This window comes from Streptomyces sp. NPDC003691 (genome assembly GCF_053981115.1).
Map to the genome: position 1 here is coordinate 1 of NZ_JBSFNQ010000060.1, position 15,758 is coordinate 15,758.

12 protein-coding genes and 1 pseudogene are annotated in these 15,758 nt (G+C 74.0%); 3 read left to right on the top strand and 10 right to left on the bottom strand.

The window, feature by feature from the left end; genetic code table 11:
• Positions 1 to 145 precede the first annotated feature (145 nt).
• The 4 genes from ACWDR0_RS24780 to ACWDR0_RS24795 are packed head-to-tail and all read right to left on the bottom strand — an operon-like array spanning position 146 to position 3,782.
• Positions 146 to 1,357, bottom strand: coding sequence for an ABC transporter permease (locus ACWDR0_RS24780; protein ID WP_456353954.1), 1,212 nt, complete (start codon positions 1,355 to 1,357; stop codon positions 146 to 148).
• A complete protein-coding gene (locus ACWDR0_RS24785; protein WP_456353955.1) occupies positions 1,354 to 2,067 on the bottom strand; it encodes an ABC transporter ATP-binding protein in 714 nt (237 codons plus the stop codon). The genes ACWDR0_RS24780 and ACWDR0_RS24785 overlap by 4 nt, the downstream gene beginning before the upstream one ends.
• Positions 2,064 to 3,131, bottom strand: coding sequence for a peptidoglycan-binding protein (locus ACWDR0_RS24790; RefSeq protein ID WP_456353956.1), 1,068 nt, complete (start codon positions 3,129 to 3,131; stop codon positions 2,064 to 2,066). The genes ACWDR0_RS24785 and ACWDR0_RS24790 overlap by 4 nt, the downstream gene beginning before the upstream one ends.
• The gene (locus ACWDR0_RS24795; RefSeq protein ID WP_456353957.1) at positions 3,132 to 3,782 is read right to left on the bottom strand and encodes a hypothetical protein; all 651 of its coding nucleotides are present in this window, start codon (positions 3,780 to 3,782) and stop codon (positions 3,132 to 3,134) included. It lies immediately after the preceding gene.
• A 134-nt stretch (positions 3,783 to 3,916) separates the two neighbouring features.
• Between ACWDR0_RS24795 and ACWDR0_RS24800 the strand changes: the two genes are divergently transcribed.
• Genes ACWDR0_RS24800 through ACWDR0_RS24810 form a run of 3 tightly spaced genes read left to right on the top strand, consistent with a single transcriptional unit; the run spans position 3,917 to position 6,617 of the window.
• Positions 3,917 to 4,606, top strand: coding sequence for a response regulator (locus tag ACWDR0_RS24800; RefSeq protein ID WP_456353958.1), 690 nt, complete (start codon positions 3,917 to 3,919; stop codon positions 4,604 to 4,606).
• Positions 4,603 to 6,081 carry an ATP-binding protein gene (locus ACWDR0_RS24805; protein ID WP_456353959.1) on the top strand — a complete coding sequence of 493 codons (1,479 nt, stop codon included), beginning with the start codon at positions 4,603 to 4,605 and terminating at the stop codon, positions 6,079 to 6,081. Before ACWDR0_RS24800 ends, ACWDR0_RS24805 begins: the two co-directional genes overlap by 4 nt.
• Complete coding sequence (locus ACWDR0_RS24810) at positions 6,078 to 6,617, top strand: hypothetical protein (RefSeq protein ID WP_456353960.1); 540 nt, start codon at positions 6,078 to 6,080, stop codon at positions 6,615 to 6,617. Before ACWDR0_RS24805 ends, ACWDR0_RS24810 begins: the two co-directional genes overlap by 4 nt.
• Positions 6,618 to 6,762: 145 nt before the next feature.
• On the opposite strand, the gene metG is transcribed toward ACWDR0_RS24810, so the two are convergent.
• The 6 genes and pseudogenes from metG to ACWDR0_RS24840 all read right to left on the bottom strand — a co-directional run bounded on the left by metG (position 6,763) and on the right by ACWDR0_RS24840 (position 15,748).
• Positions 6,763 to 8,469 (bottom strand): methionine--tRNA ligase, encoded by a 1,707-nt coding sequence (metG, locus tag ACWDR0_RS24815; protein WP_456353961.1) that lies wholly within the window; start codon positions 8,467 to 8,469, stop codon positions 6,763 to 6,765.
• Positions 8,470 to 8,817: 348 nt separating this feature from the next.
• Positions 8,818 to 10,149: pseudogene (gene fxlM / locus ACWDR0_RS24820) on the bottom strand (methyltransferase, FxLD system); the annotation flags it as partial.
• Between the two features lie 80 nt (positions 10,150 to 10,229).
• Entirely contained in the window at positions 10,230 to 11,480 is a 1,251-nt protein-coding gene (locus ACWDR0_RS24825; RefSeq protein ID WP_456353962.1) for a vWA domain-containing protein, read from the bottom strand.
• Positions 11,477 to 12,751: an AAA family ATPase gene (locus ACWDR0_RS24830; protein ID WP_456353963.1), complete on the bottom strand. Its 1,275-nt coding sequence runs from the start codon at positions 12,749 to 12,751 to the stop codon at positions 11,477 to 11,479. Before ACWDR0_RS24830 ends, ACWDR0_RS24825 begins: the two co-directional genes overlap by 4 nt.
• A 185-nt stretch (positions 12,752 to 12,936) precedes the next feature.
• Entirely contained in the window at positions 12,937 to 14,325 is a 1,389-nt protein-coding gene (locus tag ACWDR0_RS24835) for a hypothetical protein (protein ID WP_456353964.1), read from the bottom strand.
• Positions 14,326 to 14,449: 124 nt separating this feature from the next.
• Positions 14,450 to 15,748, bottom strand: coding sequence for an RNA polymerase sigma factor (locus ACWDR0_RS24840; RefSeq protein ID WP_456353965.1), 1,299 nt, complete (start codon positions 15,746 to 15,748; stop codon positions 14,450 to 14,452).
• Positions 15,749 to 15,758 lie beyond the last annotated feature (10 nt).

Below are 15,758 nucleotides of genomic sequence, written 5' to 3' on the forward strand. Positions count from 1 at the left end.
GACCGGTACCGCCCAGCACGGTGAGAAGAATTCCAAGCGCCCCTACGCCTGGTTCATCTCGACTCCGGCCACACGGCCCGCCGGACGGCTCACGGCACACCGGCACACGGCACACGGGGCGGGCGGCGCCCCGGGCCCGGCCCCGTCAGTCCGCGCCCAGCGCGACCGTCGGCCGCAGCCGCGACGCCCGTACCGCGGGATAGAGCCCCGCCAGTACGCCGATGAGCAGCGTCGCGCCGAAACCGGCCGCCACGGACCACGGCGGCACCACCGCGGTCCACCCCTGCACCAGGGCGAAGCCGTACGTCACCGCGGTACCGAGGGCGGCGCCCACCGCCCCGCCCAGCGCCGACAGCAGCAGGGACTCCGTCAGGAACTGGAGCCGGATCGCGTTCCGGGTGGCACCGAGGGCCCGCCGCAGCCCGATCTCCCGCCGCCGTTCCAGCACCGAGACCACCATGGTGTTGGCCACCCCGACCCCGCCGACCAGCAGGGCCACCGCGCCCAGCCCCAGCATCAGGGTGGTCAGGCCCCGGTCGGCGGCCGCCTTCGCCGCGAGGGCGTCCGAGGGCCGGGAGACCTTGACGGCCCCCGGGTTGCCGGGGCTGACCGTCCGGGCCAGTACGGCGCGGACGTCCTCCACCGCACGGTCCGGTGAACGCTCGAAGACCATGGTGGGGCGTCCGTCGAAGCCGAGGTACCGCTCGGCGGCGGGGAAGCCGACCAGGGCCACCCGGTCCAGCGTCGGCACCAGCTCCACGGGCTCCAGAATGCCGACCACGACGACGTCCACATCGTTCATCACGATCCGCTCGCCCGGCGCCACCACCCCCAGCCGCCGGGCGGCGACCGAGCCCAGGACCGTCACCGGCAGCCGTTCGTTCGCCCGGTTCAGCCAGACGCCCTCGGCGGTCCGCGCGTTCAAGGCGGTCAGCAGGTCCGTCCGGGCCGCCTGGGCCGTGACCCCCGGAGTCCGCTCCTCCGGTACGACGTCGCTGCGCCGGACCCGGGCGTCCAGATCGGCGGTGGCCGTGGCGTGCCGTACGGGCCCGATCCGCTCGACCATCGCCACCGCGGCCTCGGGCAGCCGGGCCGGCCGGCCCTGCGCGTCCTGCCCCGCCTCGACGGTGAGCAGATTGGTGCCCAGCCGGTCGAGCCGGGCCATCAGGTCTGCCCTGCTGGAGTGGGAGAGCCCGACCACGGAGACCATCGTGGCGATCCCGATGGCGATCCCGAGTGCCGACAGGGCGACCCGGGCACGGCGGGCCCGCAGCCCCACCGCGCCCAGGGCGACGACGTCCCGCAGCGGCAGCCGCGCGGGCCGCAGCCGCGGCCGCGGGCGGTCCGGGGCGCTCATCGGGCCACCGTCCCCGGGGTGCGCGAGTCGTCCACCACGGCACCGTCCCGGAACCGCACCCGGCGCGGCAGCGAGTCCGCGATCTCCCGGTCGTGCGTGATCACGCAGATCGTGGTGCCCGCCGCGTTCAGCTCGTGCAGCAGCTCCATCACGACCCGGCCGGACGCCGTGTCCAGGGCACCGGTCGGCTCGTCGGCGAGCAGCAGATCCGGCTCTCCGACCAGCGCCCGGGCAATGGCGACGCGCTGTTTCTCACCGCCCGACAGCTCCGCGGGCCGGTGGTCCAGCCGGTGGCCCAGACCGACCCGCTCCAGGGCGTCCCGGGCCCGCGCCCGGCGGCGCGCCCGCGGGACCCCCGCGTACAGCAGCCCGTCCGCGACATTGCCGACGGCGTGGCGGTACGCCGAGAGATGGAAGTGCTGGAACACGAAGCCGATACGGCGGGCCCGCAGCGCCGAGAGACCGGCGTCGGACAGGGCGCCCACGTCGTATCCGGCGATCCGGACCGTGCCCGCCGTCGGTGCGTCCAGGGTGCCGATGATGTTCAGCACCGTGGACTTGCCGGAGCCCGACGGGCCGGTGACGGCGAGGAGTTCGCCCGCGCCGATCGTGAGGTCCACCCCGCGCAGGGCCCGTACCCCGCCCGCGTACTCCTTGCCGACACCCCGCAGCTCCACAACGGACCGGGGCCCGGAAGAGACGTCCGTCATTCCGCCGCCACCCCGACCGTGAGCCCCTCCCTGAGCTGCGGACCGCTGACCTCGATCCGGCCGTCCGCCGTCATCCCGGTCTCCACCCGCACCATCCGGGTCGCCGTCCCGTCCACGATCTGGAGGCCGTAACCGCCGTCCGCGCCGCGCAGGGCAACGATCGCCTCGACGGGTACGGTCAGCACGTCCTCCCGGCTCTCGCTGACGAACCGGACGCTGGCGGTCGCCCGGACGTCCTCGCCGGAGACCGCCTTCGCGCCGCCCTCCAGAGCGACCTCCACGGTGATCCCGTTCTCCGGCGTCTCCCCGCCGGTCTCCTCCGGCCGGACCGTGCCCGCGACCTTGCCCCGCCGGACCTTGCCGCTCGGCAGGGTGACCTCGACCCGGGTGCCGGGCCTGGTCAGCGCCGCGTCGGCCGGCTCCAGCAGGGCCCGGACCACCGGGCTGGCAGAGGCCACGGTCAGCACGGGCGTATCCGGGCCCACCTGGTCGGCGAGTGCCGCGTCCGCCCGGACGACGGTCACCTCGCCGGGCTGGAACACCACGTCCCCGCGGCCGACCCGGCCCGTCGGCGTCCGGTTGAGGGCCTTCTGCCACTCCTTGACCGCGGCCGCCGTCGCCGCGTCGTACCAGGGGTCGACCCGGATCCCGGCGCCGCGCCCGAGGGCGACCAGATTGCGCTCCAACTGCAGGACGTCGCTGCCGCGGTCGCCCGGTTTCATCTCGCGGAAGGCCGGGACCGGGCCGTACAGCAGGGTCACCGGCTTGTCGTCCAGTTCGTACAGGGCCTCGCCCCGGACGGCTTTCGCGCCCTCCCGGGCGGCAACCGTCACCGTGCCCGGGACCGGCGACTTCACCGGACGCCGCCGGGCGAAGTCGATCTTCCCGTCGACGGTGGTGGAGAGAGTGAGATCGGCCCGGGTGACGGTGGTCGTGGCGGGCGGCTTCTTCCCGGCGCGGCCGGGGTCACCGGAGCCGGTGCCCCCGTACACCAGGACACCCGCTCCCACCGCCGCCGCGGCCACCGCGGCACCGGTGGTGAGGACTGCGGTACGGCGCCTCATCTACTGCATCCCGTCCAGGCCCTCGAGCAGCTTTCCCTTGCACGCCTCGCGGGCCTGCTCGTAGGCCGGCGACTCCACGTCGAGCTGCGGGTTCGCCGGGTTCGGATCACCGCCCGGCATCACCCCGCCGCCCGACATGGTGGGATTGGTGAACTTGGTGACCCCGTTGTCGCGCATACAGACCGCGTGCGCCAGCAGGGACTCGTAGTCCTTCTGCTTGTCCCGTTTCGGCTCCAGGTTCATGGCCGCGAGCAGCTCGGGGCCGCAGACGCCGCCCCGGCCGCCCTTGGTGTCCGAGCCGTCGCCCTTCGGGTCCCGGATCTCGTCGATCTTCGCCCAGTCGAGATAGCCGCTCAGCTTGGGATCGGGGAAGTCCTTCGAACCGCCCTTGGTCCGCATACAGCGCACGTACACCAGCTGCGCGTCGTAGAAGGCGCTCTTGCCCCCGGCGGCGGGCGGTTCGGCGGCGGGCTTCTCCGCGGCCGCGCCGGACCGGGCGGGCGCCTCGGGCACCGACGCCACCTCGTCGGAGCCGTGGCTGCGGACGCCCTCACCACCGCCGCAGGCAACCGTGAGGGCGAGCAGGGGAGCGACGGCGAGCGCGGCCGGCCGGAGCCGGGCGCCGCCGCGGAAGGCGGTACGGATCGTCATGCGGACCACCGTCGGCCGTCCTTATGGCGGTCGGTCCATCGCCGCATGATGAGCACGTAACAATGCGCCGGAACGGCCGGCCGGACCACCCCGTCCCGTCTGAACAGGGAAAACCGTCGAGCATAATCGGCTCCATGCCCCATGTACTGCTGATCGAGGACGATGTCTCCGTGCGCGACGGTATGGAGCTGGTGCTCCGCCGCCACGGCTACGACGTCTCCACGGCCGCCACCGGCGAGGCCGCCCTCGCCCTGCTCGCCGACCCGGCGGGCCCGGCCGCCGAACTCGCCGTACTGGACCTGATGCTCCCCGGTATGGACGGCTTCGAGGTCTGCCGCAGACTGCGGGCCGGCGGCTCCACCGTGCCGGTGATCATGCTGACGGCGCGCGGCGACGACAGCGACATCGTCCACGGTCTGGAGGCCGGCGCCGACGACTACGTGGTCAAACCCGTCACCGCCGCCGTCCTGGAGGCCCGGATCCGCGCGGCGCTGCGCCGGGCCGAACCCTCCCGGTCGGCCCGGGGCGAGGACCACGCCGGACTCACCATCGACCGCGCGGGGCTCACCGTCGCCAAACGCGGCACCCCGATCGCCCTGCCGCCCACCGAACTCCGGCTCCTCCTGGAACTCTCCGCCTCACCGGCCCGCGTCTTCAGCCGCGAACAGCTCCTGGAGTCCGTCTGGGAGCACGACTTCCTCGGCGACTCGCGGCTGGTGGACGCGGCGGTCGGCAGGCTCCGCGCCAAGATAGAGGACCTCCCGGCCCGGCCCCGGTACATCCAGACCGTACGGGGCTTCGGCTACCGCTTCGGGCCGGTGTGACCGTGCGCCGCCCCCGCCTGCGCGCGCTGCGCCGCCTCGGCGGCCTCCGTACCCGCCTCGTCGTCGCCTTCGTACTGGTCGCCCTGGTCAGCGGGGTGACCGCGACCGCGCTCGCCTACCGGGAATCCCGCAACGCCGTCCTGGAGCGGAAGCAGGACGCGGTCCAGTCGGAGTTCCGCAACCGCGTGGAGCAGGCCGCGGCGGACTTCGACGTCCCGGCCGACGAGGTCTCCCTCAAGAACCTGGCGACCCGGATCGCGGACGGACTCGGCGACGACACCCTGGTCGTGGCGCAGTACCGCGCCCTCTCGGCGGCGTCCGACCAGTCCGCGGACCTCACCCGGATCAGCTCCGCCCTCCGTGAACGGGTCCGGAACCACCGGGGTATGAGCTTCCAGCGCGTGGAGTGGCGCGGCAGCCCGTACCTCGCCGTCGGCACCCCCGTCGTCTTCGACCGCACCGACCCCGAGGACCCCGGGGCACCCTCCGGCCTCGACGTTTTCGCCGTCACCTCCCTGCGGTCCGAACTGGAGGCCACCACCGGCGTCGCGGACGCGGTACGGGACGGGATCCTGCCGGTCGTCCTGCTCGCCACCGTCCTCGGACTGCTGGCCGCCGGAACGGTCCTCCGCCCGGTCCGCGAACTGGGCCGGGCCACCCGGCGCCACGCCGCGGGCGACTACACCTCACGGGTCAGGGTCCGCGGCCGCGACGAGCTGGCCGATCTGGCGCGCGACTTCAACACGGCGGCGGGCGCCCTGGAGGCGTCCATCGACGAACTCCGGGCCCAGGACGAACGGGCGAAACGGTTCGTCGCCGATGTCTCCCATGAACTGCGCACCCCGCTCGCCGCCATGACGATGGTCGCCACCGTCCTCGACGAGGACGCGGCGACCCTGCCGCCCGACACCGCGCACGCCGCCCGCACGGTGAGCGCGGAGACCGCCCGGCTGGCCCGGCTCGTCGACGACCTGATGGAGATGTCGCGCTTCGACTCCGGCGCCGCCCGGCTCAACCTCGCGCCGACCGACCTCGCGGAAGCCGTCCGGGCCACCCTGTCCCTGCGGAGCTGGACCGGGCGGGTGGAGACCGAACTGCCGCCCGGTATCACCGTCCCCGTCGACCGGCGGCGCATCGACGTGATCATCGCCAATCTGGTCGGCAACGCGCTCCGCCACGGCGCCCCGCCCGTACGCCTCACCCTGGCCGCCGCCCCGGCGGGCGGCCCGCTGACCGTCGAGGTCACCGACTCCGGCCCCGGCCTGCCGCCCGAGGCCCTCGACCGGGTCTTCGACCGCTTCTACAAGGCGGACGCGGCCCGCACCCGCTCGGAGGGCAGCGGACTGGGCACCGCCATCGCCCTGGAGAACGCCCGGCTGCACGGCGGCACCATCGAAGCCGCCAACCGGCCCGGCGGCGGCGCCGTCTTCACCCTGCGGCTGCCCCGGCAGCCCGCCCCCGAGGAGGACCGATGACCCCCCGGCCCCGGACCGCCGTACTCGGCTCGGCGGCCCTGACGGCCGCCCTGCTCACCGGCTGCGGTGTCCAGCCCACCGGGGTGCTCGACGCCGGGGCGCCCGCCGGCGGGATCACCACCGGCCACCGGCTCTACTTCGTCTCCCAGACCGGCCGGCTGGAGGCGGTGCCCCGCCCGGAGACCAGGTCGGAGAGCGTTGAGGACCCCAACGGCGTGCTCAAGGGCCTGCTGTCCGGCCCGCACCCGGACGAACGGAAGGCCGGCCTCATCACCCTGGTCCGGGACGAAGGCGACGACCAGGGCTATGTGGCCAGGACCGGCGGGGACGGCCGGATCTTCGTCGCCGTGCCGCACTACGAGCTGCACCCCTCGTCGGTGGCCGACCGGAATCTGATGGGCCAGCTGGTCTGCAGCATCGGCCGGTCACGGGCCGTACTCGGCGGCGGCAAACAGCGGACCGACGACATCAAGGTCACGCTGCTCACGGGCGACGGCACCCGGCGGGCCCATGTCTGCTCGGACTTCATGAAGTGAGCCCCGGGGCCCGCCGCAGCCCCGGGCCCACCCCTCGCCGTCCCTTCCCGGCCCCCTGACACGGCGGAAGCCGCCGGCCCCTCGGACCGACGGCTCCCTCACTTCCGTACTTCGGGTACGTCCGTACTTCTTACGACGTCACCGGCTACTGCGCGCCGAAACGCTCGCGCCAGCCCTCCAGGTCCTCATCGGTGATCTTGGCGAAGAGCACCGGCGGAACGGTGAAGGCGGTCCCGGCGGGCACCGCGGACAGCGCCCGGGCCTCCTCGGCGCTCACCCAGGCCGCGTCGTCGCCGGGCAGCTCGAACGCCGCGCGCATCGCCCGCGCCGACGACGGGATGAACGGCTCGGACACCACCGCGTACAGCCGGATGAGGTTCATCGCGGTCCGCAGCGTCAGCGCGGCGGCCTCCGGATCGGCCTTGATCTCCAGCCAGGGCGCCTTCTCCTCCAGATAGGAGTTGCCCGCGCTCCACAGCGCCCGCAGCGCCTGGGTGGCCTTGCGGAACTGGAGGGCCTCCAGATGACCCTCGTACTCGCCGAGCAGCCGCGCGATCTCCTCGCCCAGCTTCTCCTCGGCGGCGCCCGCCGCCTTGCCCTCCGGCACCGCGTCGCCGAAGCGCTTGCGGGAGAACGACAGCACCCGGTTGACGAAGTTGCCGAGGGTGTCGGCCAGATCCTTGTTGACCGAGGACGCGAACAGCTCCCAGGTGAACGAGGTGTCGTCCGACTCGGGGGCGTGCGCCAGCAGGAAGTAGCGCCAGTAGTCGGCGGGCAGCAGCTCCAGGGCCGCGTCGGTGAAGACGCCCCGCTGCTGCGAGGTGGAGAACTTGCCACCGTAGTAGTTCAGCCAGTTGAAGGCCTTGACATGGTCGACCCGCTTCCACGGCTCACGGGTCCCGATCTGGCTGGCCGGGAACATCACCGTGTGGAACGGGACATTGTCCTTGGCCATGAACTGGGTGTACTGGACGTCGGACGCCTCGTACCACCACGACTTCCAGTCGCGGCTCTCCGGCTCCAGGTCCGCCCACTCCTTCGTCGCCCCGATGTACTCGATGGGGGCGTCGAACCAGACGTAGAACACCTTGCCCTCGGCGGCCAGCTCCGGCCAGGTGTCCTCGGGCACGGGCACGCCCCAGTCCAGGTCACGGGTGATCGACCGGTCGTGCAGCCCCTCGGTGAGCCACTTGCGGGCGATCGACGACGCCAGATGCGGCCACTCGCCGCTGCACTCGTCGATCCACGCCTCGACCTCGCCGTCCAGCTTCGACTGGAGCAGGAAGAGGTGCTTGGTCTCCCGGACCTCCAGCTCACTGCTGCCGCTGATCGCGGAGCGCGGCTCGATGAGGTCGGTCGGGTCCAGGACGCGGGTGCAGTTCTCGCACTGGTCGCCGCGGGCCTTGTCGTAGCCGCAGTGCGGGCAGGTACCGACGATGTACCGGTCCGGGAGGAACCGGTCGTCGGCGACGGAGAAGACCTGCCGGACGGCACGCTCCTCGATAAACCCGTTCTCGTGGAGCTTCCGCGCGAAGTGCTGGGTGATCTCGCGGTTCTGCACGGACGAGCTGCGCCCGAAGTAGTCGAACCGGAGCCCGAAGCCGTCGTAGATCGCCTTCTGCGCGTCGTGCTGCTGCGCACAGAACTCGGCCACCGGCAGCCCGGCATCCTTGGCGGCCAGCTCGGCCGGGGTGCCGTGCTCGTCCGTGGCACAGATGTAGAGCGCCTCATGCCCGCGCTGCCGCAGATACCGCGCGTACACATCCGCCGGGAGCATGGACCCGACCATGTTCCCCAGGTGCTTGATCCCGTTGATATAGGGAAGCGCGCTGGTGATCAAGTGCCGAGTCATCGTTGGATGCTCCCAGTGTCTACCGCCGCCGGCCCGGTGGCCGCACGGCAATGGAGTCGAGTTCGAGGCCCGTCACCGCCCACCGTTCGCACACGGAGCGTGACGGTGACTTTCTGCAGGCCGATTGCATCCTATCCAATACGTACCCCCTGGCCCGACCGCGTTTCCGCGCCCCGGGGCGGGGGCGGCCTGCCCAGGAGGCGGAGTGACTGTCGCGGGGGCTGCCGAGGGCGGCTCCGGGGGGATCGGCGGTGGGTCCGTGCGGGTCCATGAGTCCCCCGGGGGGTGGTTTGGCGACGGTGCCCGCCCACTGTGGGCCGACGGGCACCGTCCTCTGTCTGCGGGGTGTCACTGCCAGTCGACGACGATCCGGTTCAGCGGGGTGTCGAGGGCGAAGAGACCGGGGCGCTGTTCGATGGGCGGGGCGTCGAGGGGCTGGATTTCGAAAGTGGCCTCCCGGCCGCGGTACTCCCGGTCCCAGGTGCGGACGGCGTCGGCGACCGTCGCGGCCAGCTCGTCGCTGCCGGGGCCGTGGCCGATGACGCCGAACTCCCAGAGCTTGCCGCCCTCCGGGGTCCTCGTCTCCAGCAGCCGCCGGGCCAGGTAGGTGACGGCGCCCTTCTCGACGGCCGCGGTGGACGAGGGGTACGGGTCCTCGGTGAGCAGCCCGCCCTTGGCGCTCTGCGGGAAGAGCATCCGGATCAGGCCGGAGGGCAGGGAGCAGGTGAGGAAGAGCTCCATCCATTCCGGCGACCCCATGGCGCGGACCGTCATACCGGTCCATTCCTCGGTGCGTGGCTGCTCCAGTACGTGGGCGAGGGCGAGGGCGTCGGCGTCGATGTCCTGGCCGGCGGGGGCCTGGAGCCGGACGGTGCCGTCGGCGCTGAGCGGGATGACACGGCGGTCGTCGTCGGCGATGCCCCGCCGGAGCGGCATGAAGGTGTTCATCTCGCTGCCGAGGGACACCCACCGGCCGTCGCGCTGTTCGTACGCGATGGAGCGGGCGACGCTGCCCTTGAGGCGCTGGGGGACGAGGAGCCGACCGTCGGGAGCGAGCTGGTCCAGCCATGCGTGCGGCACACCGTGCGCCCCGACGGTGGCGATGATCCGGTCGTACGGTGCTCCCTCCGCGTATCCGAGGGCTCCGTCCCTGGTCACGGCCTCGACGTTGGTGATCCCGGCTGCGGTGAGGTGGGCGCGGGCACCCTCCACGAGGTCTTCGTCGACATCGAGGGTGGTGACGTGGCCCGCCTCGCCGACCAGGTGCGCGAGAAGTGCGGCGTTGTAGCCGGAGCCCGCGCCGAGTTCGAGGACGCGCTCGCCGGGACGGACGTCGAGCTGGTCCAGCATGAGGGCGACGACGTCGGGCTGGGAGGCGCAGGAGATGGAGGTGCCGTCGGTGTCGTACTTGATGTGCACCGGCGCGTTGGCATAGGCATCTTCGAGCGACGCGTCGGGCACGAACACATGGCGGGGGACGGTCCGCAGGGCCTGCTCGACGGCTGCGATGCGGGCGTGCCCGTTCGCCCGGATCCGGTCGACCAGTGCGTTCCGGAGGCGCTCGGCCTCCGCCGAGTCGGTGGTGATCGTGTCGGTGTTCACCGCGCCGACGCTATCGACGTCCGCCGCTGCCCCGCTGGGGGACGCGGTGTTGTCACTGGTTCCCATGACTACCTCTCGTCGCGGTCCTTCCGAAGGGGGCAGCGGCGTCGTCGGCCGGTGCCGGGTCGCCGCGCGGTGCCCGCGGTCCCGCGCCCGGTTCACGCCGGGCCGATCCGCACCACCCGGGCCCAGTCCGGCGGGTGGGTCGGCGTGTAGTACGGATCGTCCTCGCCGTCGGCTCCGCCGTGGCGGGCGAACAGGCCCACCACCGTCCGGCACCCCGGAGGTGTCGAGGGCCACGGGGTCTGCCCGTCCGTCAGGGCGACGACCACGTCGGGGCGCGGATGTGCGGACAGTGCCGTGGTGAAGCCCGTCCGCAGGTCCGTGCCCCCGCCGCCGGTCAGCGGGATGCCCTCCGCCTCGCACAGGGGATGCGCGATCCGGGCCGCCGCGTCGCAGGAGACCACGGTCACCAGGTCGCGGCGGCCGCCCAGGGTGCGGACGATCGCCGTGACTTCGAGCAGGGCGCTGCCCAGTTCGGTGTCGCTCACCGAACCGGAGGTGTCGATGACCACCGAGACCCGGGGCGGCCGGTGCCGGATGCTCGGCAGGACCACCCCGGGGAGGCTCGCCGAGCGGCGTGCGGGTCTGCCGTACGTGTAGTCCTCGCCGATCCCGGGGCCGGACGCCGCCGAGCGGACCGCCGAGCCCAGCAGCTCCCGCCAGGGCTGCGGTGGATGGAACGCCTCCTCGGCCCAGCGCCGCCAGGAGCGCGGCGCGCGGCCGGGGCGGCCGGTGATGCCCTGCGCCACCCGGAACCGGACCGCGTCCCGCTCGTGCGGGGCGAGGCCGTCGGCGCCGTCGGGCCCCAGTTCCCACTCCCGGTCGAGGCCGTCCGCACCGCTGCCGCAGTCCAGCCAGACGAGCCGCTCGTCGACCGACCCGAGCCCGAAGCTCCCCGCGTACTCCTCCATCAGCTGCCCGTCCGGCAGCCGCAGGTCCCAGGGCCGTACGGCGTCCTGGGGGCAGGGGAGTTCCGCGTCGAAGGTGTCGTCGTTGATCTCGCAGTCCGCGGCGATGTTCATCCGCAGCCGGTCGCCCCGGCCGGTCAGTCCCTTCTTCCGGGCGAGCCGTTCGCCGCGGCCGTGGTGGTCCCGGAGCAGGTGCGCGACCTCGTGGACCCAGACCGCCGCCAGCTCCAGCGGCGAACTGCGGGCCACGAACGCCGGGGAGACGTAGCAACGCCAGTAGCGGTCGACGGCCATCGTGGACACCCGCCGCTCCTCCACCACGCGCAGCGCGAACAGCGCGGTCGCCAGATAGGGCCGTACCCGGGCCGCGTGCAGCCGGGCGGCGTACAGCTTCTCCCGGTCGAGCACCGCCGGGGCGCCCGTGTCCGCCGCCGTCACCGGCGGGCCGCGGTCGACGCCGTACCCACGGTCCGGTCGGCCCGCCGGGACAGCGCGACCACCCCGGCGAGCCGTTCAACGGTCTCCGGTACGTCCCAGTCGTCCCGGCGCTGGGCCGCGAGGGTGGTCGCTGGGACCACCACCAGATCCGGTGCTCCGGTCTCCAGCGCCCGGGCCAGGATCTCCCAGGCCGCGTCCCAGCGCTCCCGTTCCGGCCGGTTGCGGACCGCCGCGACCACCCCGTCGAGTACCGCCTGCCGCAGATCGCCCCGCTCCGGCAGTACGGCCCCGGCCGGGTCGGCCAGCAGGTCCTCGGGGTCCGGCAGGTCCATCCGGTCGAGCCCGGCCAGCAGCTCCAGTCCTGGCCCGTCGCCCACCGTGCCCCGCACCAGCAGGGAGAGCACATCCCGCGACGATCCCGCCGCGGTGGCGAAGGCGACCAGCCGCAGCGCCGACTCCCAGCTCCGGGGCGAGGGCCAGGCACCGCTCTGCCGGACCCCGTCCCCGGGCATCCGGTGCACCAGCTCGGGCCGGGCGGTGAGCAGCCCGCAGACCGCGCGCCGGGCGTGGTCCACGGCCTCCGGCAGACCGTCCCGCCGCAGCGCGGGCAGCGTGACCCGCGGCCACACCCCGCCCAGGCCGCGCACCACCACCTCCTGGTCGTGCACCCACCGGAGGTGGACGAACCGGTTGGCCAGCGGCGGGCTCAGCTCCCAGCCGCCCGCGGCGGACGAGCGGGGGTTGGCCGCGGCCACGATCCGGACCCCCGGCGGGAGCCGGAGCGCGCCGATCCGCCGCTCCAGCACCAGCCGGAGCAGCGCCGCCTGCACCGCCGGGGGCGCGGTGGAGAGTTCGTCGAGGAAGAGCAGGCCCCGGCCCGCCCGGACCAGCCTGACCGCCCAGTCCGGCGGGGCCATCGGCACCCCCTGGACGGCGGGATCGTCCCCGACGACCGGCAGCCCGGCGAAGTCCGACGGTTCGTGGACGCTGGCGATCACCGTGGTCAGCGGCAGTCCGAGATGGTCGGCGAGGCCGTTGAGGGCAGCGGTTTTGCCGATCCCCGGCTCACCCCAGAGCAGTACGGGCAGATCCGCGGCGACGGCCAGGGCCAGCGCCTCCAGCTGGTCGTCCGGCCGGGGTTCGGTCGTCGATTCGCGGAGCAGGGCGAGGAGTTCACCCGCGACGGCGAGCCCGGTGTCCTCCGGGCCGTGGTCCTGAGCGGTGTCCCGGGAGGACGCTGCGGCGGGGAAGGGCGGGGTGAGAACGGTCATCTTCGATCACCTTGGGGTTTGCGGGGAGGCGCACTCCGGGCGCGCCGGGCATCGGCGGGGCACCGGAGGACTGCCTGCGGACAGGGGGCAAAAATGAGTAAAAGGGGCGCTGGGTAAGTGTGTTCAACCGGCTGGTGCGGTGGTGCGTGCCGGGCGGGGGCACATCGACGGACCGGTCGGACCGGTCAGCGGCGGCCGCGTCCGCGGGGCCGGAACCTGCTCCGGCTGACGCCGCGGCCGTGGATATGGGAGGGGTCGCCGTTGGGCGCCCGGTCCACCGGCCCCGCCCGGAACAGGCCGTGGCCGATCCGCCGTTCCGCGGCCGTCAGCAGGAGGTCCCGCAGCGGGCCGTGGCGCGGCAGCGCCTCCGGCCCCAGCAGGTCCCGAACCACGGCCAGCGCGCCGTCGATATCGCCGTGGTTCAGCCGTTCACGGACGTCGTCCAGGCAGTGGGGGCTGCGGTGCGCCTCGTCGACGGCCCGCAGACAGGGCAACGGCGGTCCCCCCAGGGCGACCAGCAGTTCCTCCCGGCGGATTTCGGCGGCGTCGTGGTCCAGCGGCCGCAGAACGCCGTCGACCAGACCGATCCGGTGCCGCTCGCCCCGGCAGTCCACCAGCCGTGCCCGCTCCGCGGCATCGGACGGGCCCGCCGGACGAGTGGGGGCGTGCCCGGGTACGAGCGCCGCGGCGACCAGCGGATGCAACTGCCCGGCCTCGATCAGCCCGGCCCGCAGCAACTCCAGGTCGGGCGGCACCCGGACGGCTGCTTCGGGCAGGACCGGCAGCCCGGCCGCCCGTCGCCCCGCCTCGGTGATCCGGATTCCGGGCGCCTCCTCCGGAGGCTTGCCGCCCTCGGGCCGCAGCACCAGCCGCCGCCGGGAGCCGAGCCGTACGAGAACGGGCCCGGGCGGCAGTCCGTCGGAGCGCAGCAGCAGTGCCGCCTCCGCGGCCCAGCGGTCCGTGGCACAGGGGAGTCCGGCCGGTACGAGCCCCGGCGGACCGCTTGCCGGGGGACCGCCGCCGGGTCCGGCGCCGCCCCGGCTCCGCAGTTCGCCGGACCGGTCCGCGGCCCAGAGATGGCGGTGCAGGTCGAGACGGAACCGCGGGTTCGGCCGGGGATGCGGATCGCGGCCGGTACCGGTCCGGGACGACGGGTCCCAGAGCGCCAGGCCGATCCGCTGCCCGGCGTCCGCCCACGCGGGCGGGGTACGGGCCACCAGATACAGCGCCGAGGTACCGTCACGGGCCGCCGCGGCGTACCGGGCGAGCGCCACCGTGAGCCCGGGCCGGAGCAGCCCGTCGGGAGCGATCCGCGGCATATGCCAGCGCAGCAGGTCGGGCGCCAGCAGACGGAGATCGGCGCGCAGCCGGGCCGTCAGTTCCCCGCCGTGGTCGCGGGTCACATCGGGCAGCCGGAAGTCGACGTCGAAACCCGCGGCGGCACAGGCCCCCGCCCAGTCGCCGGCGGTGCGGCGGGCGGTAGCGGTTTCGATCATGGAGGGCGGTACGGCGAACTCGCGTACACGCCGCCAGAGGGAGAGCCGGGTTTCCCCGTACGCGGTCTCGGTGAGCATCAGCACTCACCTTGCGCGGACGGGGCCCCCAATCTGCGGAGGGAAGGAGTATTCATCGCGGCGGAGCGTACCCCGTGAACGCCCGGGGCGGCCAGGGGTTTTCCGGGAGCCGCCCATCCCCCCGTCACTCGGCCCCCTCGCCCAGCTCCGCCAGCTTGCCCCGCAGCACCTCCCGTTCGCGTTCGTTGCCGCACAGGCGTACCGCCCGCTCCAGCTCCGTACGCGCCTCCGCGGTCCGGCCGAGCCCGGCCAGCAGCTCACCGCGGACACCCGGCAGCAACGGGGAGTGCGCCAGCGCACCCGCCGCCACCAGGCCGTCCACCACCGTCAGGGCCTCCGCCGGTCCCCGGGCCATGGACAGGGCGACCGCGCGGTTGAGATCGACCACCGGTGACGGCGCCACGGTGCCGAGCGCCTCGTAGAGCAGCACGATCCGCTCCCAGTCGGTCGCCGCGACCGACGGCGCCACCGCATGGCACTCGGCGATCGCCGCCTGGAGTCCGTACGGCCCCAGGCCCCGGCCGATCCGCTCGGCCCGGGCCAGCGCCGCCCGGCCGCGGCGGATCGCGGCCCGGTCCCAGCGGCTGCGGTCCTGCCGCTCCAGCAGCACCGGTCCGCCGTCCGGACCGATCCGGGCCGGGAAGCGTGCCGCGGTCAGTTCCAGCAGCGCGAGCAGCCCGTGGACCTCGGGTTCGTCCGGCACCAGTCGGCTCAGCACCCGGGCCAGCCGCTGCGCCTCGCTCGCCAGGTCCAGCCGGATGACCGTATCGCCCGTGGTGGCCGACGAACCCTCCGTGAAGATCAGATAGACCACGCTCAGCACCGGGCCGAGCCGTTCCCGGCGCTCTCCGGCCGCGGGCACCGCGAACGGCACACCGGACGCCCGCAGCGTCTTCTTCGCCCGGGTGATCCGTGCCTGCACGGTCGCCGTCGGTACGAGGAAGACCCGGGCGATCTCGTCGCTGGTCAGCCCGCCCACCACCCGCAGGGTCAGGGCGACGCCCGCCTCCCGGGAGAGCACCGGATGACAGGAGACGAACATCAGCGCCAGCACGTCGTCGTCGACGCGGTCCGGATCCCACAGCACATCCCCGCCGTCCGGCACCGGACCGGCCGGGGCACCGCCCGTGACGGCGCCGCCCTCCCCGAGGTCGCGGGCGAGGGCGGCATACCGCTCGTCGAGCGCCCGCCGACGGCGGAAGGCGTCGATCGCCCGCCGCCGCCCGACGGTCAGCAGCCACCCCGCCGGGCTGCGGGGCACGCCCTCGCGCGGCCAGGTCACCAGGGCCTCGGCCAGTGCCTCCTGGGCGAGGTCCTCGGCCAGGGCGAAATCACCGGTCCAGCGCGCGAGCGCGCCGGTGATCCGCGCCGACTCGATCCGCCAGACGGCGGCGACGGCGTCCCGGCCGGTGGGGTCGGCCATGACTGTGCGC

Coding starts and splice junctions, on each gene's coding strand:
- ACWDR0_RS24780 (WP_456353954.1), bottom strand. CDS start 1,357: ATGAGCGCCCCGGACCGCCCGCGGCCGCGGCTGCGGCCCGCGCGGCTG.
- ACWDR0_RS24785 (WP_456353955.1), bottom strand. CDS start 2,067: ATGACGGACGTCTCTTCCGGGCCCCGGTCCGTTGTGGAGCTGCGGGGT.
- ACWDR0_RS24790 (WP_456353956.1), bottom strand. CDS start 3,131: ATGAGGCGCCGTACCGCAGTCCTCACCACCGGTGCCGCGGTGGCCGCG.
- ACWDR0_RS24795 (WP_456353957.1), bottom strand. CDS start 3,782: ATGACGATCCGTACCGCCTTCCGCGGCGGCGCCCGGCTCCGGCCGGCC.
- ACWDR0_RS24800 (WP_456353958.1), top strand. CDS start 3,917: ATGCCCCATGTACTGCTGATCGAGGACGATGTCTCCGTGCGCGACGGT.
- ACWDR0_RS24810 (WP_456353960.1), top strand. CDS start 6,078: ATGACCCCCCGGCCCCGGACCGCCGTACTCGGCTCGGCGGCCCTGACG.
- metG (WP_456353961.1), bottom strand. CDS start 8,469: ATGACTCGGCACTTGATCACCAGCGCGCTTCCCTATATCAACGGGATC.
- ACWDR0_RS24830 (WP_456353963.1), bottom strand. CDS start 12,751: ATGACCGTTCTCACCCCGCCCTTCCCCGCCGCAGCGTCCTCCCGGGAC.
- ACWDR0_RS24835 (WP_456353964.1), bottom strand. CDS start 14,325: ATGCTCACCGAGACCGCGTACGGGGAAACCCGGCTCTCCCTCTGGCGG.
- ACWDR0_RS24840 (WP_456353965.1), bottom strand. CDS start 15,748: ATGGCCGACCCCACCGGCCGGGACGCCGTCGCCGCCGTCTGGCGGATC.